The organism is Kribbella sp. NPDC051936 (assembly GCF_040680955.1).
GTDB lineage: Bacteria > Actinomycetota > Actinomycetes > Propionibacteriales > Kribbellaceae > Kribbella.
Genome location: NZ_JBFAXS010000001.1, coordinates 63782 through 85148, shown reverse-complemented (window position 1 = coordinate 85148; position 21367 = coordinate 63782). Strand labels below are relative to the sequence as shown.

The 21367-nt window shown below is 69.7% G+C and carries 19 protein-coding genes; 10 read left to right on the top strand and 9 right to left on the bottom strand.

The genetic code is table 11. From position 1 onward, the window contains the following. Positions 1-22: 22 nt before the first annotated feature. A complete protein-coding gene (locus AB0L64_RS00385) occupies positions 23-856 on the bottom strand; it encodes an SDR family NAD(P)-dependent oxidoreductase (protein ID WP_363706192.1) in 834 nt (277 codons plus the stop codon). A gap of 150 nt (positions 857-1006) precedes the next feature. On the opposite strand from AB0L64_RS00385, the gene AB0L64_RS00380 reads away from it, so the two are divergent. Further along, positions 1007-1435 carry a MerR family transcriptional regulator gene (locus tag AB0L64_RS00380; RefSeq protein WP_363706190.1) on the top strand — a complete coding sequence of 143 codons (429 nt, stop codon included), beginning with the start codon at positions 1007-1009 and terminating at the stop codon, positions 1433-1435. Beyond that, the gene (locus AB0L64_RS00375) at positions 1432-2388 is read left to right on the top strand and encodes an NAD-dependent epimerase/dehydratase family protein (RefSeq protein WP_363706188.1); all 957 of its coding nucleotides are present in this window, start codon (positions 1432-1434) and stop codon (positions 2386-2388) included. Before AB0L64_RS00380 ends, AB0L64_RS00375 begins: the two co-directional genes overlap by 4 nt. Here AB0L64_RS00375 and AB0L64_RS00370 read toward each other — a convergent pair. Beyond that, a complete protein-coding gene (locus AB0L64_RS00370; RefSeq protein WP_363706186.1) occupies positions 2330-3208 on the bottom strand; it encodes a hypothetical protein in 879 nt (292 codons plus the stop codon). The two genes, AB0L64_RS00375 and AB0L64_RS00370, sit on opposite strands and share 59 nt — an antisense overlap. Positions 3209-3405: 197 nt before the next feature. On the opposite strand from AB0L64_RS00370, the gene AB0L64_RS00365 reads away from it, so the two are divergent. Next, positions 3406-4236, top strand: a complete 831-nt coding sequence (locus tag AB0L64_RS00365) for a DMT family transporter (RefSeq protein WP_363706184.1) — start codon at positions 3406-3408, stop codon at positions 4234-4236. A 260-nt stretch (positions 4237-4496) separates the two neighbouring features. Here the strand turns inward: AB0L64_RS00365 and AB0L64_RS00360 are convergent, their stop codons facing one another. After that, a complete protein-coding gene (locus AB0L64_RS00360; RefSeq protein WP_363706182.1) occupies positions 4497-5900 on the bottom strand; it encodes a S8 family serine peptidase in 1404 nt (467 codons plus the stop codon). A gap of 255 nt (positions 5901-6155) precedes the next feature. On the opposite strand from AB0L64_RS00360, the gene AB0L64_RS00355 reads away from it, so the two are divergent. The 5 genes from AB0L64_RS00355 to AB0L64_RS00335 all read left to right on the top strand — a co-directional run bounded on the left by AB0L64_RS00355 (position 6156) and on the right by AB0L64_RS00335 (position 10563). Then, the gene (locus AB0L64_RS00355; protein WP_363706180.1) at positions 6156-6887 is read left to right on the top strand and encodes a GntR family transcriptional regulator; all 732 of its coding nucleotides are present in this window, start codon (positions 6156-6158) and stop codon (positions 6885-6887) included. Continuing rightward, complete coding sequence (locus tag AB0L64_RS00350; RefSeq protein WP_363706178.1) at positions 6884-8200, top strand: MFS transporter; 1317 nt, start codon at positions 6884-6886, stop codon at positions 8198-8200. The genes AB0L64_RS00355 and AB0L64_RS00350 overlap by 4 nt, the downstream gene beginning before the upstream one ends. Before the next feature lie 88 nt (positions 8201-8288). Continuing rightward, the gene (locus tag AB0L64_RS00345) at positions 8289-9269 is read left to right on the top strand and encodes an ATP-binding cassette domain-containing protein (protein WP_363706176.1); all 981 of its coding nucleotides are present in this window, start codon (positions 8289-8291) and stop codon (positions 9267-9269) included. Then, entirely contained in the window at positions 9266-10078 is an 813-nt protein-coding gene (locus AB0L64_RS00340) for an ABC transporter permease (RefSeq protein ID WP_363706174.1), read from the top strand. The genes AB0L64_RS00345 and AB0L64_RS00340 overlap by 4 nt, the downstream gene beginning before the upstream one ends. Positions 10079-10119: 41 nt before the next feature. Continuing rightward, positions 10120-10563, top strand: a complete 444-nt coding sequence (locus tag AB0L64_RS00335) for a VOC family protein (protein ID WP_363706172.1) — start codon at positions 10120-10122, stop codon at positions 10561-10563. Here AB0L64_RS00335 and AB0L64_RS00330 read toward each other — a convergent pair. After that, positions 10560-11912 (bottom strand): serine hydrolase domain-containing protein, encoded by a 1353-nt coding sequence (locus AB0L64_RS00330; RefSeq protein ID WP_363706170.1) that lies wholly within the window; start codon positions 11910-11912, stop codon positions 10560-10562. The two genes, AB0L64_RS00335 and AB0L64_RS00330, sit on opposite strands and share 4 nt — an antisense overlap. A gap of 85 nt (positions 11913-11997) precedes the next feature. Here AB0L64_RS00330 and AB0L64_RS00325 point away from each other — a divergent pair, with 85 nt between their 5' ends. Further along, positions 11998-15243 carry a BTAD domain-containing putative transcriptional regulator gene (locus AB0L64_RS00325; RefSeq protein ID WP_363706168.1) on the top strand — a complete coding sequence of 1082 codons (3246 nt, stop codon included), beginning with the start codon at positions 11998-12000 and terminating at the stop codon, positions 15241-15243. Positions 15244-15269: 26 nt separating this feature from the next. Here the strand turns inward: AB0L64_RS00325 and AB0L64_RS00320 are convergent, their stop codons facing one another. From AB0L64_RS00320 to paaI, 5 genes are all read right to left on the bottom strand, one after another. Then, entirely contained in the window at positions 15270-15896 is a 627-nt protein-coding gene (locus tag AB0L64_RS00320; RefSeq protein ID WP_363706166.1) for a TetR/AcrR family transcriptional regulator, read from the bottom strand. A 76-nt stretch (positions 15897-15972) separates the two neighbouring features. Then, the gene (locus tag AB0L64_RS00315; RefSeq protein WP_363706164.1) at positions 15973-16494 is read right to left on the bottom strand and encodes a DinB family protein; all 522 of its coding nucleotides are present in this window, start codon (positions 16492-16494) and stop codon (positions 15973-15975) included. Between the two features lie 113 nt (positions 16495-16607). Next, a complete protein-coding gene (gene paaK / locus AB0L64_RS00310; protein WP_363706162.1) occupies positions 16608-17906 on the bottom strand; it encodes a phenylacetate--CoA ligase PaaK in 1299 nt (432 codons plus the stop codon). 9 nt (positions 17907-17915) lie between these two features. Next, positions 17916-19118 (bottom strand): 3-oxoadipyl-CoA thiolase, encoded by a 1203-nt coding sequence (pcaF, locus tag AB0L64_RS00305; RefSeq protein WP_363706159.1) that lies wholly within the window; start codon positions 19116-19118, stop codon positions 17916-17918. Next, positions 19108-19539: a hydroxyphenylacetyl-CoA thioesterase PaaI gene (gene paaI / locus AB0L64_RS00300; RefSeq protein ID WP_363706157.1), complete on the bottom strand. Its 432-nt coding sequence runs from the start codon at positions 19537-19539 to the stop codon at positions 19108-19110. The genes pcaF and paaI overlap by 11 nt, the downstream gene beginning before the upstream one ends. Before the next feature lie 71 nt (positions 19540-19610). Here paaI and paaN point away from each other — a divergent pair, with 71 nt between their 5' ends. Then, positions 19611-21284 carry a phenylacetic acid degradation protein PaaN gene (paaN, locus tag AB0L64_RS00295; RefSeq protein ID WP_363706155.1) on the top strand — a complete coding sequence of 558 codons (1674 nt, stop codon included), beginning with the start codon at positions 19611-19613 and terminating at the stop codon, positions 21282-21284. Positions 21285-21367: the final 83 nt, after the last annotated feature.

The following is a 21367-nucleotide window of genomic DNA, read 5'->3' as shown; positions in this document are numbered from 1 at the left end:
GGCCAGGCCGGCACCGCCGAATTCAGCGGGCGTGGGCGCGGGCAGAGAAGTCCTGCCAGTCCGACCACGTCCTCAGCCGGTCGGCGTACGCCTGCTCGATCATCGGGTAGAAGCCCTGCCCGAACAGCACCCGCAGCGGCGGGTTGTCGCTGTCGACGAGCTCGAGCAGTGCCTGAGCCGCCGCAGCCGGGTCCCCGGCCGGCTGCTTCCCCACGAGCTGACCGAGGCGCCGGCGGAGCCCGTCGTACGCCGGGTTGGGCTCGGCCACGTGCCCGTTGTCGAGCGGGTTCGGGTTCTTGCCGTCGCGGGTCGCGTACCCGGCCGGCTCGATGACGGTGACCTTCACACCGAAGTCCGCGACCTCGCCCGCCAGGGCTTCGTTGAGTCCCTCCAGCGCCCACTTGGACGCGTGGTACGCGCCGCCGAGCGGCATCGCGACGATCCCGGCCGCCGAGGACAACTGGACGATGTGGCCCGCACCCTGAGCGCGGAGGTGCGGCAGCACGGCCTGAACGACCCAGACCGCACCGAACAGATTGGTCTCCAATTGGTCGCGGAGATCCTGCTCGGTCAGCTCCTCGATCGCGCCGATCTGTGCGTACCCGGCGTTGTTCACGACGACATCGATCCGCCCGAAGTGTTCGACAGCCCGCCGAACGCCGTCGACCACCGCCTCCTTGTCGGTCACGTCCAGCGCCAGCGGGAGCACCGCGTCGCCGAAAGCGACGACCAGGTTCTCGAGGCCTTCGATGTTCCGGGCTGTCGCGGCCACCTTGTCGCCTCGGGACAGCGCAGCCTCGACGAAGTTGCGCCCCAAGCCACGCGACGAACCGGTGACGAACCAGACCTTGCTCATGATGTCCTTCCGTTCTCTTGATCCTTCCTTCGACCACGAGGTGCCGGCCACCCGATTCCTGTGACAGCCCAGGGACGTGACGCCGGGCACAGGGGACGCGGGACCAGGACTGTTGACCTCAAGCGCTTTAAGTGTGTGAACGTGGTGGGCATGACGAGCTTCACCATTCAAGAGGTCGCGCGCCGGAGCGGGCTGAGCGAGCCGACGCTGCGGTACTACGAGGACGTCGGGCTGGTCGGCCCGATCGGCCGGGACGAGAGCAGTGGGCATCGGCGCTACCGCAGTACGGACGTCGACACGCTCGAAGCACTGGCCTGTCTGCGCGCGGCCGGCGTCAGCATCGAGGACATGCGGACATACCTCGCCAACCGCTCGCGGGGACGGGAGGCCGCGGCCGAGCAGCGCGATCTGCTGCTGCGGCACGCTGAGCGGATCGAGGCCGAGATCGCGGCCCAGCGCGTCCGGCTCGCGTACCTGCGCGGGAAGGCCGAGCTCTGGGACGCCCGCGATCGCGGCGACGAAACAGCTGAGGCCGAGGCGATCCGCCGGCTCGTGCCCGTGGTGGGTGAGCTGCGATGATCCTGGTCACCGGCGGTTCCGGCTATTTGGCGACCCATCTGATCGCGCGGCTCCTGCGTGACGGGCACTCCGTCCGTACGACGGTGCGCTCGGCCGCACGTGGCGCCGCGGTGCGCGCCGCCGTACGCCGTGGTGGTGCCGACGACGCGCGCCTCGAGTTCGTCGAGGCGGACCTGATGTCGGACGACGGGTGGAAGGCCGCGGTCGACGGCTGTGCGGAGATCCACCACGTCGCCTCGCCGATCCCGATCGCACAGCCCGAGGATCCGGACGAGCTGATCGTCCCGGCGCGTGAGGGGACGCTGCGAGTCCTGCGGGCGGCACGAGACGCCGGCGCGCGCCGCGTCGTACTGACGTCGTCGTTCGCCGCGGTCGGCTACACGCCGAAGCCCGGGGCCGAGTTCACCGAGGCGGACTGGACGGATCCCGAGACGCCGGGGCTCGCGCCGTACCCGCGCTCGAAGGCGATCGCCGAGCGCGCCGCGTGGCACCTGATGCGTGACGGTTCCACCGAACTGGTCGTCGTCAACCCGACCGGCATCTTCGGACCGACGCTCACCGCCGACCTGCGCTCGTCGACCCAGCTGATCAAGATGATGCTCGACGGGTCACTGGACGTCGTCCCGCGCGCCCGCTTCGGCGTGGTCGACGTCCGCGACGTCGCCGACCTGCACGTCCGCGCGATGGCCGCCCCCGACGCCGCAGGTAACCGCTACCTCGCCGTCGCCAACGGTCCGACGGTCAGCTTCCTCGAGCTCGCCCGGATCCTGCACCGCCGCCTCGGCGTCGCGACTCCTGTGGAAGAAGCGCCAGGCCCGGATCTGCCGCGCCCGATCATCCACAACGACCGCGCCCGCGCCCTCGGCTGGCAGCCCCGCGACGTCGAAACCACCATCACCGAAACCGCCGAGAGCCTTCGCGACCTGGGGCTGTGGTCACCAGGCGTCCTCTGAACGCCAACGCCGGCCGGCCATCGACGGGCGGCCGCGGCGACCGGCCACCATCGAATGGAACGTTGCCCGCCAGCGTCCGGGCGGCTGCCGAAGAGTACGCAATATCTCGTCGGCAAGCCGCTCCGGCTCCTTGATCGGGAAGCGGAGGAAGACCTGGAACTTCGAGCACCAGCCGCGAGGCGGTGTCCACCGGGCGCTGCCAGCTCCGGTCGGAGCCGATCCGAGCGATCTCGGCGTCGTACGCCGGCGCCTCGAAGGTGACGCCATGGCCTAGCGGTACGTCGACGGACCAGTCCCAATGGATGATGCCGTCGTCGCGCGTGATCGTCGCTTCGGTCGACCCGCAGCCCGATTCGCCGCAGGTGCAGCGTGCGACGATCACGCGGCGCGGCTCGCTGGTCGCGACGAGCTGGTTGGCGGGTACGAACAGGTCGAACGGGTGCATGCCCATACCGGCGCCGGCTTCGGTGATCTCAAGCCCGTTGACGTGGATCAGGACCTCTTCACCGGTCCTGATCTCGAGCCGGAGCCTGTCGGTGGGGAGGCGTGCGTACGACGTACCGCTGACCCGGTGGCCAGGCGACGTGCCGTCGGGATTCGGGATGCCGAGCTCTTCCAGGGCGTCGAGGAGGAGGCGACGGAGCGGCCCGGGTCGGGCGGACCATGGTTCGCCGGCGAGCTCCCGCAGGGCGGGTGAGTCGAGTCCGTCCACAAGCGCCTGGGCGGCGGCTTCGATCGGACGTGCGGGGTCGGCCCAGCGCGGATCCGCGGGGCAACGCGCCGCCGCGTCATACAGACGATGCTCGGCCGAGGTCTCCACCCAGCCATGATGAAGGGTTGCCCTTGGGCTGCTGTCATCGGTACCGACGGACAGGTAGTGCTCGGTCGGCCTCTAGCGCACCTGAGCGTGAGGGCTGGTTGTGTGTACGGCGTCTTCGAGTGCACTACCTGTCGTTCGGTACCGCGCAGGGCCTAATCCACCTGACCTCGTCCGCCGGCCGGTGAGAAGGTGGGGCGGTGCTGGTGATCCTGGTGGTGCTCGGGGCGGCGGTTCTGCATGCGACGTGGAACGCGATGGCTCACGGGGCGCCGGATCGGGTCGCCGGGCTGGCGTTGTTCGAGCTCGCGGCCGGGGTGATCGGGCTCGTCGCGGTCCTGGTGATGGGATTGCCGCCGGCCGGGACTTGGGGATACATCATCGCGTCGGCGTTGTTGCACGTCGCGTACCTGGGTGGGCTGCTGGCGTCGTACCAGCTGGGGCAGTTCAGCCAGATGTACCCGTTGGCCCGTGGTACGTCGCCGTGGGTCGTGGCTGTCGTGTCGATCATCGTACTGCACCAGACACTGGCTGCGCTGGAGCTGGCCGGAGTACTGCTCGTCTCGGCCGGCCTCATCGCGCTCGTCTTCATCGGCAGGCCCGGCCGCAGTCAGGTCCCGGCGCTGTTCGCGGCGATCGGGACTGGGCTGATGATCGCGTCGTACACAGTTGTCGACGGGGTCGCCGTCCACAAGATGCCGGTGGCGACCTACATGGGCTGGGTCTTCATGCTGCAAGGCTTCGCGATCCCGCTCGCGGTCCTGGCCTGGCGCGGCCCGCGCACCTTCGACCTACCCCGCCCCGCGGTCCTCTCCGGCCTCGCCGGCGGCGTTGTCTCGATGGCGGCCTACGGCCTCGTCCTCTGGGCCCAAACCCGAGGCACCCTCGCCGCCATCGCCGCCCTCCGCGAAACCAGCATCATCTTCGGCGCCATCATCGGCGCCCTCTTCTTCCACGAACGCTTCGGCCCCAAACGAGCCGCCGCCGCAGCAGTAGTCGTCGCCGGCATCATCCTGATCACCACCGGCTAGGGAAGTACTGAAGCCACGCGCTACCGCGCGAGCGACCGCCCCGCATCCCGCGCCGCGCCCGCCGTCGAAGCGGAGCCAGATCCCCCGGTCGCGCGGCGCACCGCCCGTGTTGCGCGTTCCGTCACGCGGGAGCATTCTCGACACCGAGCAGAAGGCGGACGTAGACGACGCGTGGGGCTGACCAGCAGTCTGCTGGGCAGCCCCACTTATCAAGTGGTCCTGGTGGAGCGGGGGTCCCGGGCGGGGGACCCCCGCTCGGATCAGGGGGTTACGGCGTCCAGGGCGTCGGCGATGCCTTCGCCGTAGAAGGCGTTGTTGGTGGTGGTGCCGGTGCAGCGGGGGTCGGGGGTGGTGGGGCAGGCGGTGTCGTCTGCTTCCTGGTGGAGGGCGCGTTCGATGTCACGTGGGCCCCACCACGGGTGGGTGGACTTCATCAGGGCGGCTACGCCGGTGACGTGCGGCGAGGCCATCGACGTACCGCTGGCGAGGCCGTAGCGGTTGCCGGGGAGGGTGGAGAGGATCGAGCTGCCGGGGGCGGCGACGTCGATCTTGTTGAGACCGAAGTTGGAGAAGCTGCTCTTCGCGCGGGCCTGGGTGGTGCTGGCGACGGTGATGACACCGGGCAGCTCGGTCGGCATGTCGAGGCAGTCGTTGTTGATCGTTCGGGTGACGGGGTTCGTGTCGTTCGGGCTGTTGCTGTCCGTGGTCTTGTTGGACAGGTCGTAGTTCGAGTTGCCGGCGGCCGCGACCGAGAGCGTGCCTTCGTCGGTCGCCCACGCGTACGCGCGTCGGACGGCTTCCTGCACCGCGCCCTGGTCGCCGTTGTCCTTGCACCAGAACTCGAACGGGTCGATGAAGTAGCTGTGGTTCGTCACGGCCATGTTGTGCTGCGCGGCCCACACGATCCCGCAGATCGAGTACTCCGGGTAGATGAAGCCGTCGTCGTTCACGACCTTGACGGATGCGATCCGTACGCCGGGCGCGACGCCGACGATGCCGACCCCGTTGCGGGCCGCCGCGACCGTGCCGGCGACGTGGGTGCCGTGCGAGCTGGTCGTCGGCCGCCAGGCGCCTGTGGTGGTGTCCGGTACGCCGTTGTTCACGCAGCTGACCGAGTCGGCGGCGTCGAGGTTCGGCGCGAGGTCGGGGTGGGTGTCGTCGACGCCGCTGTCGTTGATGCCGACCAGGACGCTCCGGGAGCCGTCGGTGATGGCGTGCGCCTGGTCCGCCTTGATCTGGACCATGTCCCACTGCTCGCCCTCGCGCGGGTCGAGGACCGGTGTCGCCTCGGCGTCGTCGATGCCGTTCAGCCCGCCGGGGCCTTCGCTGACCGCGGCCGTCCGGGTGGCGCCGACGGACTGCACCTCGCGCCCGTTGTGCGTCGCGCGGATGTCGGTCCGGAAGTTGGGGTTGGTCGATTGCGCGACGACCACACCGAATTGCCGGTACGACGTGAGCACGGTGCCGCCGGCGTCCTTGACCGCGTCTTCGGCCTTGCGGACGTGACCCGGCGTGGCCTTCGTGTTGACCACGTAATTCATCAGCGGACCGGAGGCGTCGGGCGTGGCGGCGCTGGCTTCGGTCGCGGCGGCGAGGGACACGCACGCCAGCGCGGCGGCGGACAGGCCGGCCGCCAGCCGGCGGGGACGGGACGTTCGGGACAAGGTGCCTCCTCAGGGCAGCGCCCAGGCGGACGGGCCCAGGCCGGTAACCCGAGACTCTAGGGCGAATCGCCGACCGGCGGAGTCGTTCATCCACAACGCTAGGGAAACCCTGCATGACGCTCCGTTGCCCACATCCTGTGGATCTGCCTGTGGATAACTCGTGGACAAGCTGGGGAATATCGGCCGCCCGCAGTGGATTACCTGTGTGTGTAAGATAGATACAACACAGATACGAGTCGTATGGGTGGGAGTTCAGTGGCAAGCGGGGAGCCGGTGCAGGCGCCGGACGCGTTGATGTTGGGTGACGAGACCGCGGAGATCGCCCGCGTGGTCGTCGAGGCGGCGCCGGGGGTGGAGAAGATCCCCGCGGCCGAGCGCGTGTATGCGTACGTGAAAGCCGCGATCCTGGACCGGGCGTATCCCGGGGGCGAGCTGCTCACCGAGGGTGAGCTCGCGACGGCGGTCGGCGTCTCCCGTACGCCGGTGCGCGAGGCGCTGCTGCGCTTGGAGGAGTCCGGCCTGGTCAAGCTGTACCCGAAGAAGGGCGCGCTGGTCCTCCCGGTGCTGCCGCAGGAGATCGAGGACGTCCTCGAGGCCCGCGAGCTGATCGAGACGCACGCCGCCGCCAAGGTGTGGCCGCGCCGCAAGCAGCTGATCGAGACCCTGACGCAGCGCGTCGACGAGATGCGCGCTTGTCGCAAGACGGGGGACGCGAAGAGCTTCCTGGAGGCGGACCGCGCGTTCCACGAGGCCATCGTCGGTGCTGCCGGCAACCAGATCCTCGCCAAGCTCTACAACAGCCTGCGGGACCGGCAGGTCCGGATGGGCGTGCCCGGTATCGAGGTGCAGCCGGCCCGGATGGACAAGTCGATCACCGCGCACCAGGAGATGATCGACGCGCTCGGCGGCAACAGCGTCAAACGCTTCCGCGAGCTCGTCGTCGCTCATATCGCCGAGGCCGCGACAGATCTGCGGGGCACTCGGTGACCGAACTTCTCTTCCCCCTGGGCGGACGGCGAGCCTGGGCGGTGTGGGCCACTGCTGTCCTGACGTACCTCGTGACGGTGCTGCACCGCGGCTCGATGAGCGTCGCCGGGCTGCAGGCCGCCGAGCGCTTCGACATCTCCGCATCCGCCCTGGCCAGCTTCACGGTCGTCCAGCTCACGGTGTACGCCGCGATGCAGGTGCCGGTCGGCGTCCTGCTCGATCGGTACGGCTCCAAGCGCCTTCTGATCGCTGCCTCCGGTCTGCTCTTCGTAGCGCAGTCAGCCTTCAGCCTGGTCGATTCGTACCCCGCCGCGCTCGCAGCACGCGCCGTACTGGGTGTCGGTGACGCACTGGTCTTCATCAGCGTGCTGCGTGTGGTCATGTCGTGGTTCCCCGCGCTACGCCAGCCGGTGATGTCACAGGCGACCGGAATGCTCGGTGGTCTCGGAGCGATCATGTCGACCGTGCCGATGGCTGCTGCCTTCCATGCCTTCGGCTGGACGCCGACATTCGCTGCTGCGAGCCTGCTGAGCGTGGTGACCGGACTGCTCGTCCTGTTCCTCGTCAAGAACACCCCGTATGACGAGCCGCTCCGCCGCGCCAAGCAGCCGCTGCACGAGGTGAAGCGCAACCTGCGCCGCGCCTGGAAGGAGCCGGGCACGCGGCTCGGCCTGTGGACGCACTTCACCACCAGCTTCTCCGGCAGCACGTTCGGCCTGCTGTGGGGCTTCCCGTTCCTGGTGCAGGGTCAAGGACTCGCTCCGACGACCGCTGCGGCCATGCTGATCATTCCAGTGCTGGCCGGCCTCTGCTACGGACCCCTGGTCGGGCGGTACGCCGCCAAGTTCCCGTTCTACCGGTCGTGGATCGTGCTGGCCGTGATCGCCGGCTCCGTGGTCATGTGGACCGTCGTACTGCTCTGGCCGGGGCGTGCTCCGCTGCCCGTGCTCCTGCTGCTGATCGTCGTACAGGCTGCCGGCGGACCGGGCTCGATGCTCGGGCTGGACTACGCCCGGACCTTCAACCCGACGACACGGTTCGGCGCGGCCAACGGGATGGTCAACACCGGCGGCTTCATCGCCACACTGATCTGCGTCGGCATGGTCGGCGTCCTGCTCGACGCGTCGTCCGGCGGCGCCCCGCAGTCGATCGACGACTTCAAGTTCGCGCTCGCGTTCCAGTATGTGCTGTGGGCGATCGGCACCCGGCAGATCCTCAAGTACCGGCGGAAGGCCCGCGGTCACCTGGCGCGCTACAACCCGGAGGCGTACCAGGCGCTCCTCGCCAACCAGATCGTCCCGCTGAAAGGCTGAGACAGCGGCCTGACAGCGGAGTGCCAGGCCGGTGCCAGAGCACCGCGGCACGGTGATCCCAGTGAAGTGAGTCAACTGGGAGGAACCGATGACCACAACGAACCAGGTCGCCATCGAGGCGGTCGGCTTGGTCAAGAAATATGGCACTACGACCGCGCTTGCCGGCGTCGACCTGAGCGTGCCGACCGGCACCGTTCTCGGGGTCCTCGGCCCGAACGGCGCCGGCAAGACGACCGCGGTCCGCATTCTCGGCACGCTGCTCCGGCCGGACGGCGGTCATGCCACGGTCGGCGGGTACGACGTCGTCCGGGACGCCGGCAAGGTCCGCAGCATCATCGGCCTGACCGGGCAGTACGCCTCGGTCGACGAGGACATGTCCGGCCGCCGGAACCTGATCATGATCGGCCGGCTGCTCGGGTACTCGCGGCCGCAGGCCCGCGCCAAGGCGGACGAGCTGCTGGAGCGGTTCGAGCTGACCGACGCCGGTGACCGGATCGCGAAGACGTACTCCGGCGGTATGCGCCGCCGGCTCGACCTGGCCGCGAGCCTGGTCGGCAACCCGAGCATCCTGTACCTCGACGAGCCCACGACCGGTCTGGACCCGCACGCCCGCAACGGCGTCTGGGAGACGGTGCGCAACCTGGTCCTCGACGGGACCACGGTCCTGCTCACCACGCAGTACCTGGAAGAGGCCGACGCGCTGGCCGACTCGATCGTGGTGTTCGACAAGGGCGCCGTGGTCGCGAACGGGCGGCCGGCCGAGCTGAAGGCGCAGGCGGGCAAACAGTCGCTGGACGTCCGTCCGGCGGAGCCCGCGCACCTCGAGCGGGTCGCGGCCATCGTCGCCGAGTCGGTCGGTACCCGGCCCTCAGTCGACGTCGTCAACGCGCTGGTGAGCGTGCCGGTGACGGACGGCTCGTCGATGCCCGTCGTCGTACGGCGGCTGGACGAGGCGGGGATCGCGGTGACCGAGCTGTCGCTGCGGCTGCCCAGCCTGGACGAGGTGTTCCTGGCGCTGACCGGTCACACCGCCGAAGAGCAGAAGATCCTGGAAGGAGTGGGCCGATGACCACCGCAACACTCGAGCCGGCGCACGTCGCCAGGCGCGCCAATCCGCTGGCGTGGGTGCAGCAGAGCCTGACGCTGGCCTGGCGGAACGTCGTACGGATCCGGCAGAACCCGGAAGCGCTGGCGGACGTGACGTTCCAGCCGATCATCTTCCTGGTGCTGTTCCTGTTCGTGTTCGGCGGGGCGATCGCGCAGGGCGCCGGCTGGCGTGACTACCTGCCGTTCCTGCTACCCGGTCTGCTGGTGCAGACGGTCGTGTTCTCCACGATGGGCACCGGGGTCGCGCTGAACGACGACTTCGCGAAGGGCGTGTTCGACCGGTTCCGGTCGCTGCCGATCGCCCGCGTGGCGCCGCTGGTCGGCGCGGTGCTCGGCGACGCGGTCCGGTACACGTTGTCGATCGTGATCCTGATGGGGACCGGGTTCGCGCTCGGCTTCCGGTTCCAGAACGGCGTCGGGTACGGCGTCCTCGCGCTGGTGGTCGTCCTGGCGTTCGCGCTGTCGATGTGCTGGATCTGGGTCTGGCTCGGGCTGTCGCTGAAGACCGCCCAGGGCGTGCAGGGCGTCGCGTTCCTGGTGATGTTCCCGCTCACCTTCGGCAGCAACGTGTTCGTCCAGACCGACACGCTGCCCGGCTTCCTGCAGGCGTTCGTGAAGGTCAACCCGGTCAAGTACCTGGTCGACACGATGCGCGGCCTGATGCTCGGCGGCCCGATCGAGAAGCCGCTGCTGATCACGCTGGCCTGGATGGTCGGCCTGGTCGCGGTCTTCGCCCCGCTGGCGATCCGCGCCTACCGCCGCCGTACCTGACAGCAGCGAATCTGTCGGTGGTGAGCGCCAGAGTGGTCGGTATGACGACCAACTGGACGCTCACCATCGACTGTGCCGATCCGGCGCTGGTCGCGCGCTTCTGGTGTACGGCGCTCGGCTACACGGAGTCCGATCCGCCGCCGGGCTGGGACACCTGGGAAGCCTGGCTGACCGACCTGGAGGTCCCCGAGGAGGAGTGGGGCGACGGCGCCTCGATCTCCGATCCCGAGGGTGTGCTGCCGTCCATCTCCTTCCTCAAGGTCCCCGAGCCGCGCACGGTCAAGAACCGCCTGCACCTCGACCTCCAGGTGGCCGGCGGCCGCGCGGAACCGCAACACCTCCGCGAGCAACGCATCCGCGCCACCGCCGAAACCCTCACCAAAGCCGGCGCCACCGTGGTCCGGGAAGTCCTGATGGACAACTCCACCGAGCTCGACCACCTGTGGATGGCAGACCCTGAAGGCAACGACTTCTGCGTGGTCTAGACGCCGCTGAGTTCGCCGAAGGACAACGGCTCCCGGGTGCAGAGATAGGTTGCCCAGTGCAACTTTGTGGGATGGCCGGCCGGGTCGCGGGTGATCCGTAGCAGCTCGCCGGTCTCGCGCCCGGAGACGGTGCGGTAGACGTCCTCGGACAGACGCTCGAAGACGGCGGGGGACTGGTACTCGGCGGCGGCCGGGGATTTCGCCTCCAGGACGCCCTGCTTCACCGAGAACACGAACGGCGAGCCCTCGGAGAACCAGGTGCCGAGGACGCCGGACAGTTCGTCGGGGACCGAGGTGCCGGGGATCCAGGCCTCCGGCGGCAGCGGGTCGTCCTCCAGGACCTTGATGACCAGGTCGGTGGCCAGCGCGCTCGGCGCCGGCGACGACGTGGACCCGAAGAGCGCGATTCCCGCCGTACCGGACGAGCGGTCGACGAAGGTCGACGTGATGTGGCCGGGCATCCCGCCGTCGTGGCCGACGAACAGCCGGTCGCCGCGGCGCAGCAGCATGAACCCGAGCCCGAAGGCGAGCTGCCAGCGGTCGACGTCGGCCATGATCTGCACGTGGCACATCTCGTCCAGGGTGTCCTTCGACAGCACCTCGTCGACCGGGTTCGCGACGAACATGGCCCATTTCGCCAGGTCCTCGGCGGTCGACGCGAGCCCGCCGCAGGCGTCCATCGCGCCGATGTCCAGCAACGGCTCGCGGACCGGTACGTCGGACCACGGCGGCACGTAGTACCCGGTCTGCGCCGGCCCGCCGTCCATCCCGACAGTGGTCCGGCGCATCTCCAGCGGGTCCAGGATCCGCGCCTTGACCGCGTCGTACCAGGACCGGCCGTCGAGCCGCGCGACGATCTCGCCGAGCAGCGAGAACACCAGGTTGGAGTAGTGGAAGCGGTGGTGCGGCTTGCCGATCCGCTCCGCCGCGTTCCAGCCCGGCACGAGTTCCTCGCGGGACGGGAACTTCATCAGGTCCCACACGTCGCCGACCGGCTCGCGCTGCATGCCGCTGGCGTGGCTGAGCATCTGCCGCACGGTGATGCCCTCGTGCGTGCTGTCGGGGATCAGCTTCTCGATCGTGTCGTCGAGGCTGAGCTTGCCCTCGTCGCGCAGCGCCATGATCGCCACCGCGGTCAGCGTCTTGCTCTGCGACGCGATCAGGAACTGCGTGTCCGCGGTCGGCGGGACGCCCGGATTGTCCAGGTCGGCCGACCCGGCTCCGGTCGACCAGGCCAGCGTCCCGGCGCGGGCGACGGCGCCCACCACACCGGGCACCCGGCCCTTGGCTTGACGTTCGGCGACGATACGAGAGAGCGCGACCTGGGTCTGCGCGGCGATTTCAGTCACGAACCCCGACCTTAGGCTCCGGGATGACAAAAGGCACGGGTGTTTGGTCGGGAGGATGTGCGAGGCTGGTGGGGTGCGCATAGCGGTGCTTGGGCCTCTCGCGATGTGGGCGGCCGACGGGACTCCGCTCGACATCCGCGGCGTCCGCCTGCGCGGGCTGCTCGCGCGGCTGGCGTTGAGCGCCGGACGGCCGGTGAGCGTCGAGACCCTGGTCGACGGGCTGTGGGGCAGTGAGGCCCCGAGCGCGAACGCGCTGCAGTCCCTCGTGTCGCGCCTGCGGGCGAGTCTGCCGGCCACCGAGTCGAGCGTCTCCGTCCAGTCCGGCCCGGCCGGCTACACCCTGACGCTGGGGCCGGACTGCGTCGACGCCCTCCAGTTCGAAGAGCTGGTACGGCGAGGGCGCGCGCTGCTCACGTCCGACCCGGAGCAGGCGCACGCGCTCCTCACCCAGGCCGGGAAGCTGTGGCGCGGCGAGGCCTTGACCGACCTGCGCGACCTGCCGTTCGCCGCGGTCGAGGCGGACCGGCTCGCGGAGCTGCGCCTGGCCGCGTCGGAGGACCTGGCCGAGGCTGCGGTGAGCTCCGGCCATGCCCGCGACCTGACCAGCGACCTGGAGCATCTGGCTGTCACCCATCCACTCCGCGAGCGCATCCACGAGCTTCTGATCCGCGCCTTGTACGCCGACGGTCGCCAGGCGGAGGCCCTCGCGGCGTACGAACGTATTCGCACCACGCTGGCCGACGAGCTGGGCGCTGACCCCGGCACCCGTCTGCGCGACCTCCACGTCTCTGTGCTGCGTGGCGACGCAGTAGACCCGGCTGCGAAGACCGCCGCCGTGCCAGCGCCAGTAGCGCCCCGCAGCAACCTGCGTGCTCCGTTGACCAGCTTTGTCGGCCGCCGGGAGGACGTGGCCGAGCTGACGCGCCTGCTGAGCAACGGGACCCGCTTGGTGACCATGGTCGGACCGGGTGGCGCCGGAAAGACCCGACTGGCCACCGAGACCGGGCGCTCGCTGGTGGGCCAGTCCGGCGACGGCATCTGGTTCGTAGAGCTCGCGCCGCTCGGCGACGCGGCCGATGTAGCGCCCACCGTCCTGTCCACGCTGGGTGCCAGCGAGTACGTCGACATTGCACCGGCGCGCCTTGCGCCCAAGCACATCCCGACCAGCCGCGCAGCGACCCTGCGACTCGTCGAGGTCATCGGTGACCGGCGCATCCTGCTTGTCTTCGACAACTGCGAGCACCTGGTCCAAGAGGTCGCCGGACTTGTCGACTCGCTCCTCGCGTCCTGCCCGCGGCTGCGGGTGCTGACCACGAGCCGTGAGCCGCTGAGCATCCCCGGCGAGCACCTGCATCCGGTCGGTCCCCTCGGGATGCCCCCGGAGCACGCGGCCACCGACGCGTACCCGGCCGTGCAGCTCTTCGTCGACCGCGCCCGCGCCGTACGTCCTGACTTCCAGCTGACCGACGCCAACCGGGAGGCGGTCGCGGAGATCTGCCGACGGCTGGACGGTATGCCGCTGGCGATCGAGCTCGCGGCGGCCCGGCTGCGGGCGCTGACCCCGCCGCAGATCGTGGACCGGCTCGCGGACCGGTTCCGGCTGTTGACCAGTGGCTCTCGGACCGCGCTGCCGCGCCACCAGACCCTGCGCGCGGTGGTGGAGTGGAGCTGGGACCTGCTGGACCCGGACGAGCAGGCGGTCGCCCGGCGACTCTCACTGTTCTCGGGTGGGGCGACGCTCGAGGCCGCGGAGCAGATCTGCAGCGACGAGAGCATCCCCTCCGAGTCCGTGCTCGGGGTTCTCGCGTCCCTGGTGGACAAGTCACTGGTCGAGGCGGCCGCGGACGAGCGGTCCGTGCGCTATCGGATGCTGGAGACGGTCCGTGCGTACGGCGCCGAGCAGCTGAGGGCCTCCGGCGAGTACGAGCGTTTCCGGCAAGCGCACCGGACCTACTTCAGCCGCATGCTGCGCAAGGCGCGACCGAAGCTGCGCACCGGTGAGCAGATCGAGTGGATCGCCCGCCTGACCGCCGACAACGAGAACCTGCTCGACGCCCTGCGGACGGCGATCGACGCCGGGTCGGCACGGGTCGCCGTCCAGATGGTCGCCGTGCTCGGTGAGTACTGGACGATGAGCGGTCGCCCCGCCGAAGCGGTGAGCTGGATGCAGGCCGCCCTCGCTGTCCCCGGCCCCACCGTTCCGCTGGACAAGGCCGAGGCGCTGTACCTGCTCGCGCTCGGCCGGATGTCCACCGAGGAGGACCCGGCCGCGTCCTTCCAGCAGATGATCCGCGGACTCGCGACGGTCCGCTGGATGACGCGCCGGCACCGGATGCTCGTCGACTCCGGGATCGGCCTGTTCACGAATGCGGTGTGGGCGGCGATCCGGCGCGACAAGGCGACCTGCTTCGCCGAGCTCGAGGCCGCCGGCCGGCACCCGGATCCCTGGATCCGGAACATGGGCGTGATGTGCGGCGCGATGTTCCGTGAGAACGAAGGCGAGATCGAGGAGATGGCGGTCAACCTGACCGTCGCGCTCGACGGCTTCCGCGAGCTCGGCGACCGGTTCGGTATGTCGATGGCGCTGCGCGGCCTCGCGGGCTACCAGGCCGGCCACGGGGAGCACGCCGAGGCGCTGGAGTCGCTGACCGAGGCGCTGCGGCTCGTCGAGGAGCTCGGTACGACGGAAGGCGTTGCCCAACTGCTCGGCAGTAGCGCAATGAGCCGGATCGAGCTGAGCGACCACGACGGCGCCCGGGCCGATCTGGAGCGCGCGATGCGGCTGTCCGAGGAGACCGGCTCGCGCGGCAGCCAGGCGATGGCGCTGATGGGACTCGCGCGACTCGCGCACCGCACCGGCCGCTTCGACGAGGCGAAGGAGCTCGCGGAGCGCGGCTACTCGATGCTCGACGCCGCGGCAGAGCGGATCGCACCGCACGGTCAGGCCGCTCTGCTCTCGCAGCTGAGCCGGATCTACGCGTCGACCGGCGACGTCGAGCAGGCGCAACGCTGCGCCCGTGAGGCGGTCCAGCTCGCGCTCGGCACGGAGGACATGCCGGTCGCGGCCGCCGTTGTCGAGACGTCGGTCGACTCGTTGGTGCTGGCCGCCGGGACGCGGGCCGCCGAGCTGGCGGCCGCCGCGCGCACGCTCGGTCTCGCGGCCGCGATCAAGGGCACCCGGGCGATCCCCGACGCCGACGTCCAGCGTCTCATCGACGGCCTGCGTGATGCCCTGGGCAACGAAGCGTACGAGACGGCGTACGACGAAGGCGCCGCGCTGACCCGCGTCGACGCGGTCGCCGAACTCCGCAAGCGCTACGCCACGGATTAGGCCCTGTCTGGACAACCAGACAGGACCTAGGCCGTAATCAGCTCCACAGCCAGGTCGCGAAGGGAGTTCTGGACCTTCTGCTCCGGCGGCCGGGGCTCGGTGAGCATCCAGTCGTGGACGACCGCGTTGACCGCGCCGAAGAACGCCAATGCGAGGAACCGGAAATCCTTGCGCTTGATCTCGCCGCGCTCGACCGCGGTGTCGCCGAGGTCCCGGACGTTCCTGATCAGCAGGTCGCGGAACGCGATCCGCTGCTCCTCGACCGCGGGGCTGGCGCCGACCACCTCGACGAACGAGATCCGGGCCCGCCGGAGGTCGGTCATGATGGTCCGCAGGTACGAGTCGACGGCCGCGGTGATCCGCTCCCGGACCGGCCGGTCGGCTGTCCGGCGGAGCGCGTCGCCGGTGCTCCGGACCGCCAGCTCGATCACCTGCGCGTGCACCGCGAGCAGCACGGCTTCCTTGTTCTGGAACTCGTGGTAGAAGTGCCGGGTGGACACTTTCGCCTGTGTACACAGGCGTTCCACGGATGTCGCCGGATATCCTTCGGTCCCGAAGAGTTCGAGCGCGGCGGCCAGTAGCCGTTCCCGGCGCGCGGCCTTCCACTCCTCGACTGACCGCCCGGAATAACGGCGTACGGAGGGTTCCCTCATCACACCTCTTGTCGCTACCCCGTGCCAGATGCCGGACATCCTATCCACCCCTCGGCGCGGCCGTAACCGGGTTGCGTCACTCCGGTTCGGTGTAGCCCTTCACGCCGTCGATCAGCTCCCGGATGATGTCCAGGTGGCCGACGTGCCGCGCGGTTTCCTCGATCATGTGGCACAGCGCGAACCGCAGCGAGGCGGCCTCCTCCGCGGGGCGCCCGCGCTCGACGACGTCGAGGGAGAGGTCGGCGATGGTGGCGTTCGAGCGACGGCACTCCTCGTCGTACTCGTCCAGCAACTGCGCGATCGGCACGTCGTCGACGAACATCTCCGCGTCGACGTGTCCGTCCTCGGTCCACGGCGTCTGGCCGGTGTCCGGGACGCCGGCGATCCCCATCTGGAACCAGGTGTACTCGACCCAGCGCAGGTGCGCGACGAGTCCGGCCGGTGTCATCAGCGGCGAGGACGGCAGGACCTTGCGGTGGGCATCTTCCTCGCTGAGCCCGGTGCATTTCATCCGGACGAAGGACCGTTGCAGGTCGAGCCATCCGATCAGCTGTGTGCGCTCGTCCGCGGTCAGCGGCGGCCGTTGTACTTGTGTCATATGCGCGCACCGTACCGCTGGACTTTGTGCACCGACCAACCATTTACGGCGGCCCGGAATGGTCGGTGGGGGCTCAAGGTCGGCTTGCGGGGGCATGCTCGGCCGACCAGCTGCTAGCGGCGGTCGTCCCGGATGCGTTTTGCCTTGCCCAGGGAGCGTTCGAGGGCGTGGGGGGCGACGACCTCGACGGTGGCGGAGATGCCTACTCGGTCCTTGATGCGGCGGGACAGGGTTGCGGCGGCGGTGGTGTGGTCGGTGAGGTCGGGGGCCGCTTCCACCTGGACCGTCAGTTCGTCGAGGCGGTGCGGGCGGGTCAGGACGCAGAGGTAGTGCGGGGTGAGGCCTTCGACCAGGAGGATCTGTTCCTCGATCTGGGTGGGGAAGACGTTCACGCCGCGGACGATCATCATGTCGTCGGTACGGCCGGTGATCTTCTCCATCCGGCGCAGCCCGGGGCGCGCGGTGCCGGGGAGCAGCCGGGTGAGGTCGCGGGTGCGGTATCGCAGGACCGGGAAGGCCTCCTTGGTGAGCGTGGTGAAGACCAGTTCGCCCTCGGAGCCGTCCGGGAGCACCTCGCCGGTGACCGGGTCGATGATCTCCGGGTAGAAGTGGTCCTCCCAGATGTGCAGGCCGTCCTTGGTCTCGACGCATTCCTGCGCGACCCCCGGCCCCATCACCTCGGACAGGCCGTAGATGTCGACCGCGTGAATCCCGGTGCGCTCCTCGACCTCCTGCCGCATCTGCTCGGTCCACGGCTCCGCGCCGAAGATCCCGATCCGCAGCGACGTGTCGCGCGGATCGAGGCCGCGCTCGGTCATCTCGTCGACGATCGAGAGGAAGTACGACGGCGTGACCATGATGATCCGCGCCCCGAAGTCCCGGATCAGGTCGACCTGCCGCTCGGTCATCCCGCCGGAGACCGGTACGACAGTGCAGCCGAGTCGCTCGGCCCCGTAGTGCGCGCCCAGCCCACCGGTGAACAGCCCGTACCCGTAGGCGACGTGACAGACATCCCCCGCGCGCCCGCCGGCGGCGCGAATCGAGCGCGCCATCAGATCGGCCCAGTTGTCCAGGTCCCGCCGCGTGTACCCGACCACCGTCGGCCGCCCGGTCGTGCCCGACGACGCATGGACCCGGACCACCTCGGTCCGGGGCACCGCGAACATTCCGAACGGGTAGTTGTCCCGCAGGTCGTTCTTCGCGGTGAACGGCAGGCGCGACAGATCCTCCAAGGACTGCAGGTCACCGGGTTTGAAGCCGACCGAGTCCAACGCCGCGCGATAGTGCGGGACGTTCTCGTACGCCCGCCGTACGGTTGCCTGCAGCAACGACAACTGGCGGGACCGCAGTTCGTCGACCGACAACCGTTCGCCGGCGTCGCGCAACTCCATCGGGCAGGCATCACCCAGCATGACGACTCCTCAGGGACGGGCGAGCAGGGTCGCGATGCCCTGACCGACGCCGATGCACATGGTGGCCAGGGCGTACCGGGCGTCGCGGTGGCGAAGCTCCAGGGCCGCGGTGAGGGCGAGGCGGGCCCCGGACATCCCGAGCGGGTGGCCCAGGGCGATGGCGCCGCCGTTCGGGTTGACGTGGTCGGCGTCGTCGGGAAGGCCGAGCTCCCGCAGTACGGCGAGCGACTGCGACGCGAAGGCCTCGTTCAGCTCGATCACCTCGACATCGGACAGCGCGACGCCGGTGCGGTCGAGCACCTTCCGCGTCGCGGGCGCCGGCCCGATCCCCATGATCCGAGGCGGTACGCCGGCCGCCGCCGTTCCCACCACGCGGGCAATCGGCGTGACGCCGTGCTCCTCCACGGCCTCCTCGCTCATCACCAGCAAAGCCGCCGCCCCGTCGTTCACCCCGGAGGCGTTCCCGGCCGTCACAGTCCCAGGCGATCGGAAAGGAGTCTTCAGACCAGCCAGGGCTTCGAGCGACGTCTCCCGCGGATGCTCATCGACATCGACAACAGTCACCGCACCCCGCTTCCCCGGCACGTCAACCGCGACGATCTCCTCGGCGAGCCGCCCGTTGGCCTGCGCCTTGGCGGCCCGCTGCTGCGAGCGCAGCGCGAAGAGATCCTGATCCTCACGACTGATCCCGAACTCGGCCGCGACGTTCTCGGCCGTCTCCGGCATCGAGTCGATCCCGTACTGCGCCTTGAGTGCCGGGTTCACGAACCGCCACCCGATCGTGGTGTCGAACACCTCGGCCTGCCGCGAGAACGCGGTCGTCGCCTTCGGCATCACGAACGGCGCCCGCGACATCGACTCCACGCCGCCGGCCACCACGATGTCGTTGTCCCCGGCAATGATCGACCGGGCCGCGTACGCGACCGCGTCCAGGCCCGATCCGCAGAGCCGGTTGATCGTCGTGCCCGGGACCGAGTCCGGCAGCCCGGCGAGCAGCACCGCCATCCGCGCGACGTTGCGGTTGTCCTCGCCGGCCTGGTTCGCACAGCCGAGGATCACGTCGTCGATCAGCGCCGGGTCCAGCGCGGTCCGGTTCAGCAGCGACGAGATCACGTGCGCCGCCAGGTCGTCGGGGCGGACCGCCGACAGCGCACCGCCGTACCGTCCGATCGGCGTCCGGACGCCGTCGACGAGAAAGGCCTCATGACTCATCTGCTTCCTCCGAAAGGATCGTTCCGGACAGTTGGCGGCTGCGGCCGCGGAACTCGGCGATCACCTCGTCGCCGCGGGTAACGGTGATGTCGTAGATCCCGTTCCGGCCGAACGCGGTGCGCTCCCGGGCGTCGGCGACGAGCAGGTCGCCGCGGCGGGCCGGGGCCACGAACACGATGTCGCAGGCCTGCGCGACCGTCACCCGGTTGCGGGAGTTGCAGGCGAACGCGAACGCCGAGTCGGCCAGCGTGAACACGAATCCACCATGCGCGATCCCGTGCCCGTTGACCATGTCCTCGCGGACGGTCATCTCGAGCCGCGCGGTGCCCTCGCCGACCGCGACCAGGCGCATCCCCAACCCGGCGCTGGCCGTGTCCTCCGCCCACATCGCCGCGGCCACGCGCGCCGCCAAGTCGTCCATACGCCGCCCAATCGAGAAGAGCCTTGTGACACCGGTGTCCGAATCGCGTCAACGACTGTAACATCGCAGCCATGACCACCGACCTGCTCTCTTCCCACCGCGATCGCCTGAACGGCGCGCTGAAGGCGATCCACGACCGCGGGTACCACTCCGCGTTCCCGGAGTCGCCCAGCCCCCGCGTGTACGGCGAGACCGCGGCGGCCGACGGCAAGGCGGCCTTCGAGGCCCACCTGGGGACGACGTACGCGCTCGACATCCCTGGCGCGCGCGGCACGGTCGTGACCGAGCAGTCGCCGTACGGCATCAGCATGGACGTCTCGTACCCCCGGATGGTCGAGGACGGCCTGGACGAGCTGCTGACCGCGGCGCGGCAGGGTCTCGCGGATTGGCGCCGGGCCGGGATCGACGGGCGGACCGGGGTCACGCTGGAGATTCTCGACCGGCTGCACAAGCGGGTGTTCGAGCTGGCCAACGCGGTGCAGCACACCAGTGGTCAGGCGTTCGTGATGGCGTTCCAGGCCGGCGGCGCGCACGCGCTTGACCGCGCGCTGGAGGCGGTCGCGTATGCGTACGAGGAGATGAGCCGCTACCCGGCCACCGCGACCTGGGAGAAGCCGGCCAAGGGTAACCCGATCCGGATGGAGAAGACGTTCACGGTCACCGGCCGCGGTGTCGCGCTGGTGATCGGTTGCAACACGTTCCCGACCTGGAACTCGTGGCCGGGTCTGTTCGCGTCCCTCGTCACCGGCAACGCGGTCGTCGTGAAGCCGCACCCGCTGGCCGTGTTGCCGCTGGCGATCACCGTCGACGTGTGCCGCGAGGTGCTGGCCGAGGCCGGCTTCGACCCGAACCTGGTCACCCTGGCCGCCGAGCGAGCCGGTGACGGCCTGGCCAAGCCGCTGGCGACCCGGTCCGAGGTGAAGCTGATCGACTTCACCGGCGGCAGCGAGTTCGGCGAATGGCTGGAGCAGAACGCGACCCAGGCGACGGTGTTCACCGAGAAGGCCGGTGTGAACGCGGTCGTCATCGACTCCACCGACTCCTTCAAGGCGCTCTGCAACAACCTCGCCTTCACCCTGAGCCTGTACTCCGGCCAGATGTGCACCACCACCCAGAACCTGTTCGTCCCGGCCGGCGGGATCGAGACCGACGAGGGCCACAAGTCCTTCGAGGAGGTCGGCGCCGGCATCGCGACGGCGATCTCCAAGCTGCTCGGCGACGACGCCCGCGCGGTCGAGATCCTCGGCGGCATCGTGAACCAGGCCGTGATCAGCCGCCTCGAGCTCGCCGACGAGTACGGCGACGTCGTGCTGGCGTCCCGCACGATCGAGCACCCGGCCTTCCCGGACGCGGTCGTCCGGACGCCGCTGCTCGTCGCGATCGACGCCAAGGACGCCGAGGTGTACTCCCGCGAGTGCTTCGGCCCGGTGTCCTTCCTGGTCAAGACCGCCGACACCGCGCAGTCGATCGACGTGTTCCGCTCGACCGTCACCGAGGACGGCGCGATGACGGCCGGGATCTACTCGACCGACGAGAAGGTGCTCGAGGAGGCCCGCGAGGCCGCGCTCGACGCCGGTGTCGCCCTCTCGGAGAACCTCACCGGCCAGGTCTTCGTGAACCAGTCGGCCGCCTTCAGCGACTTCCACGGCACCGGCGCGAACCCGGCCGCGAACGCGACCTACACCGACGGCGCCTACGTCGCGGGACGGTTCCGCGTCATTCAGTCACGCCGCCACGTTGGGTGAGCGCATCTCGGGACTCGCGGTCAAGTTGCTGCTGAAGCGTCTTTGAGCTGACCCTGAGGCGGAAGGTATGACTGAACTGCCGT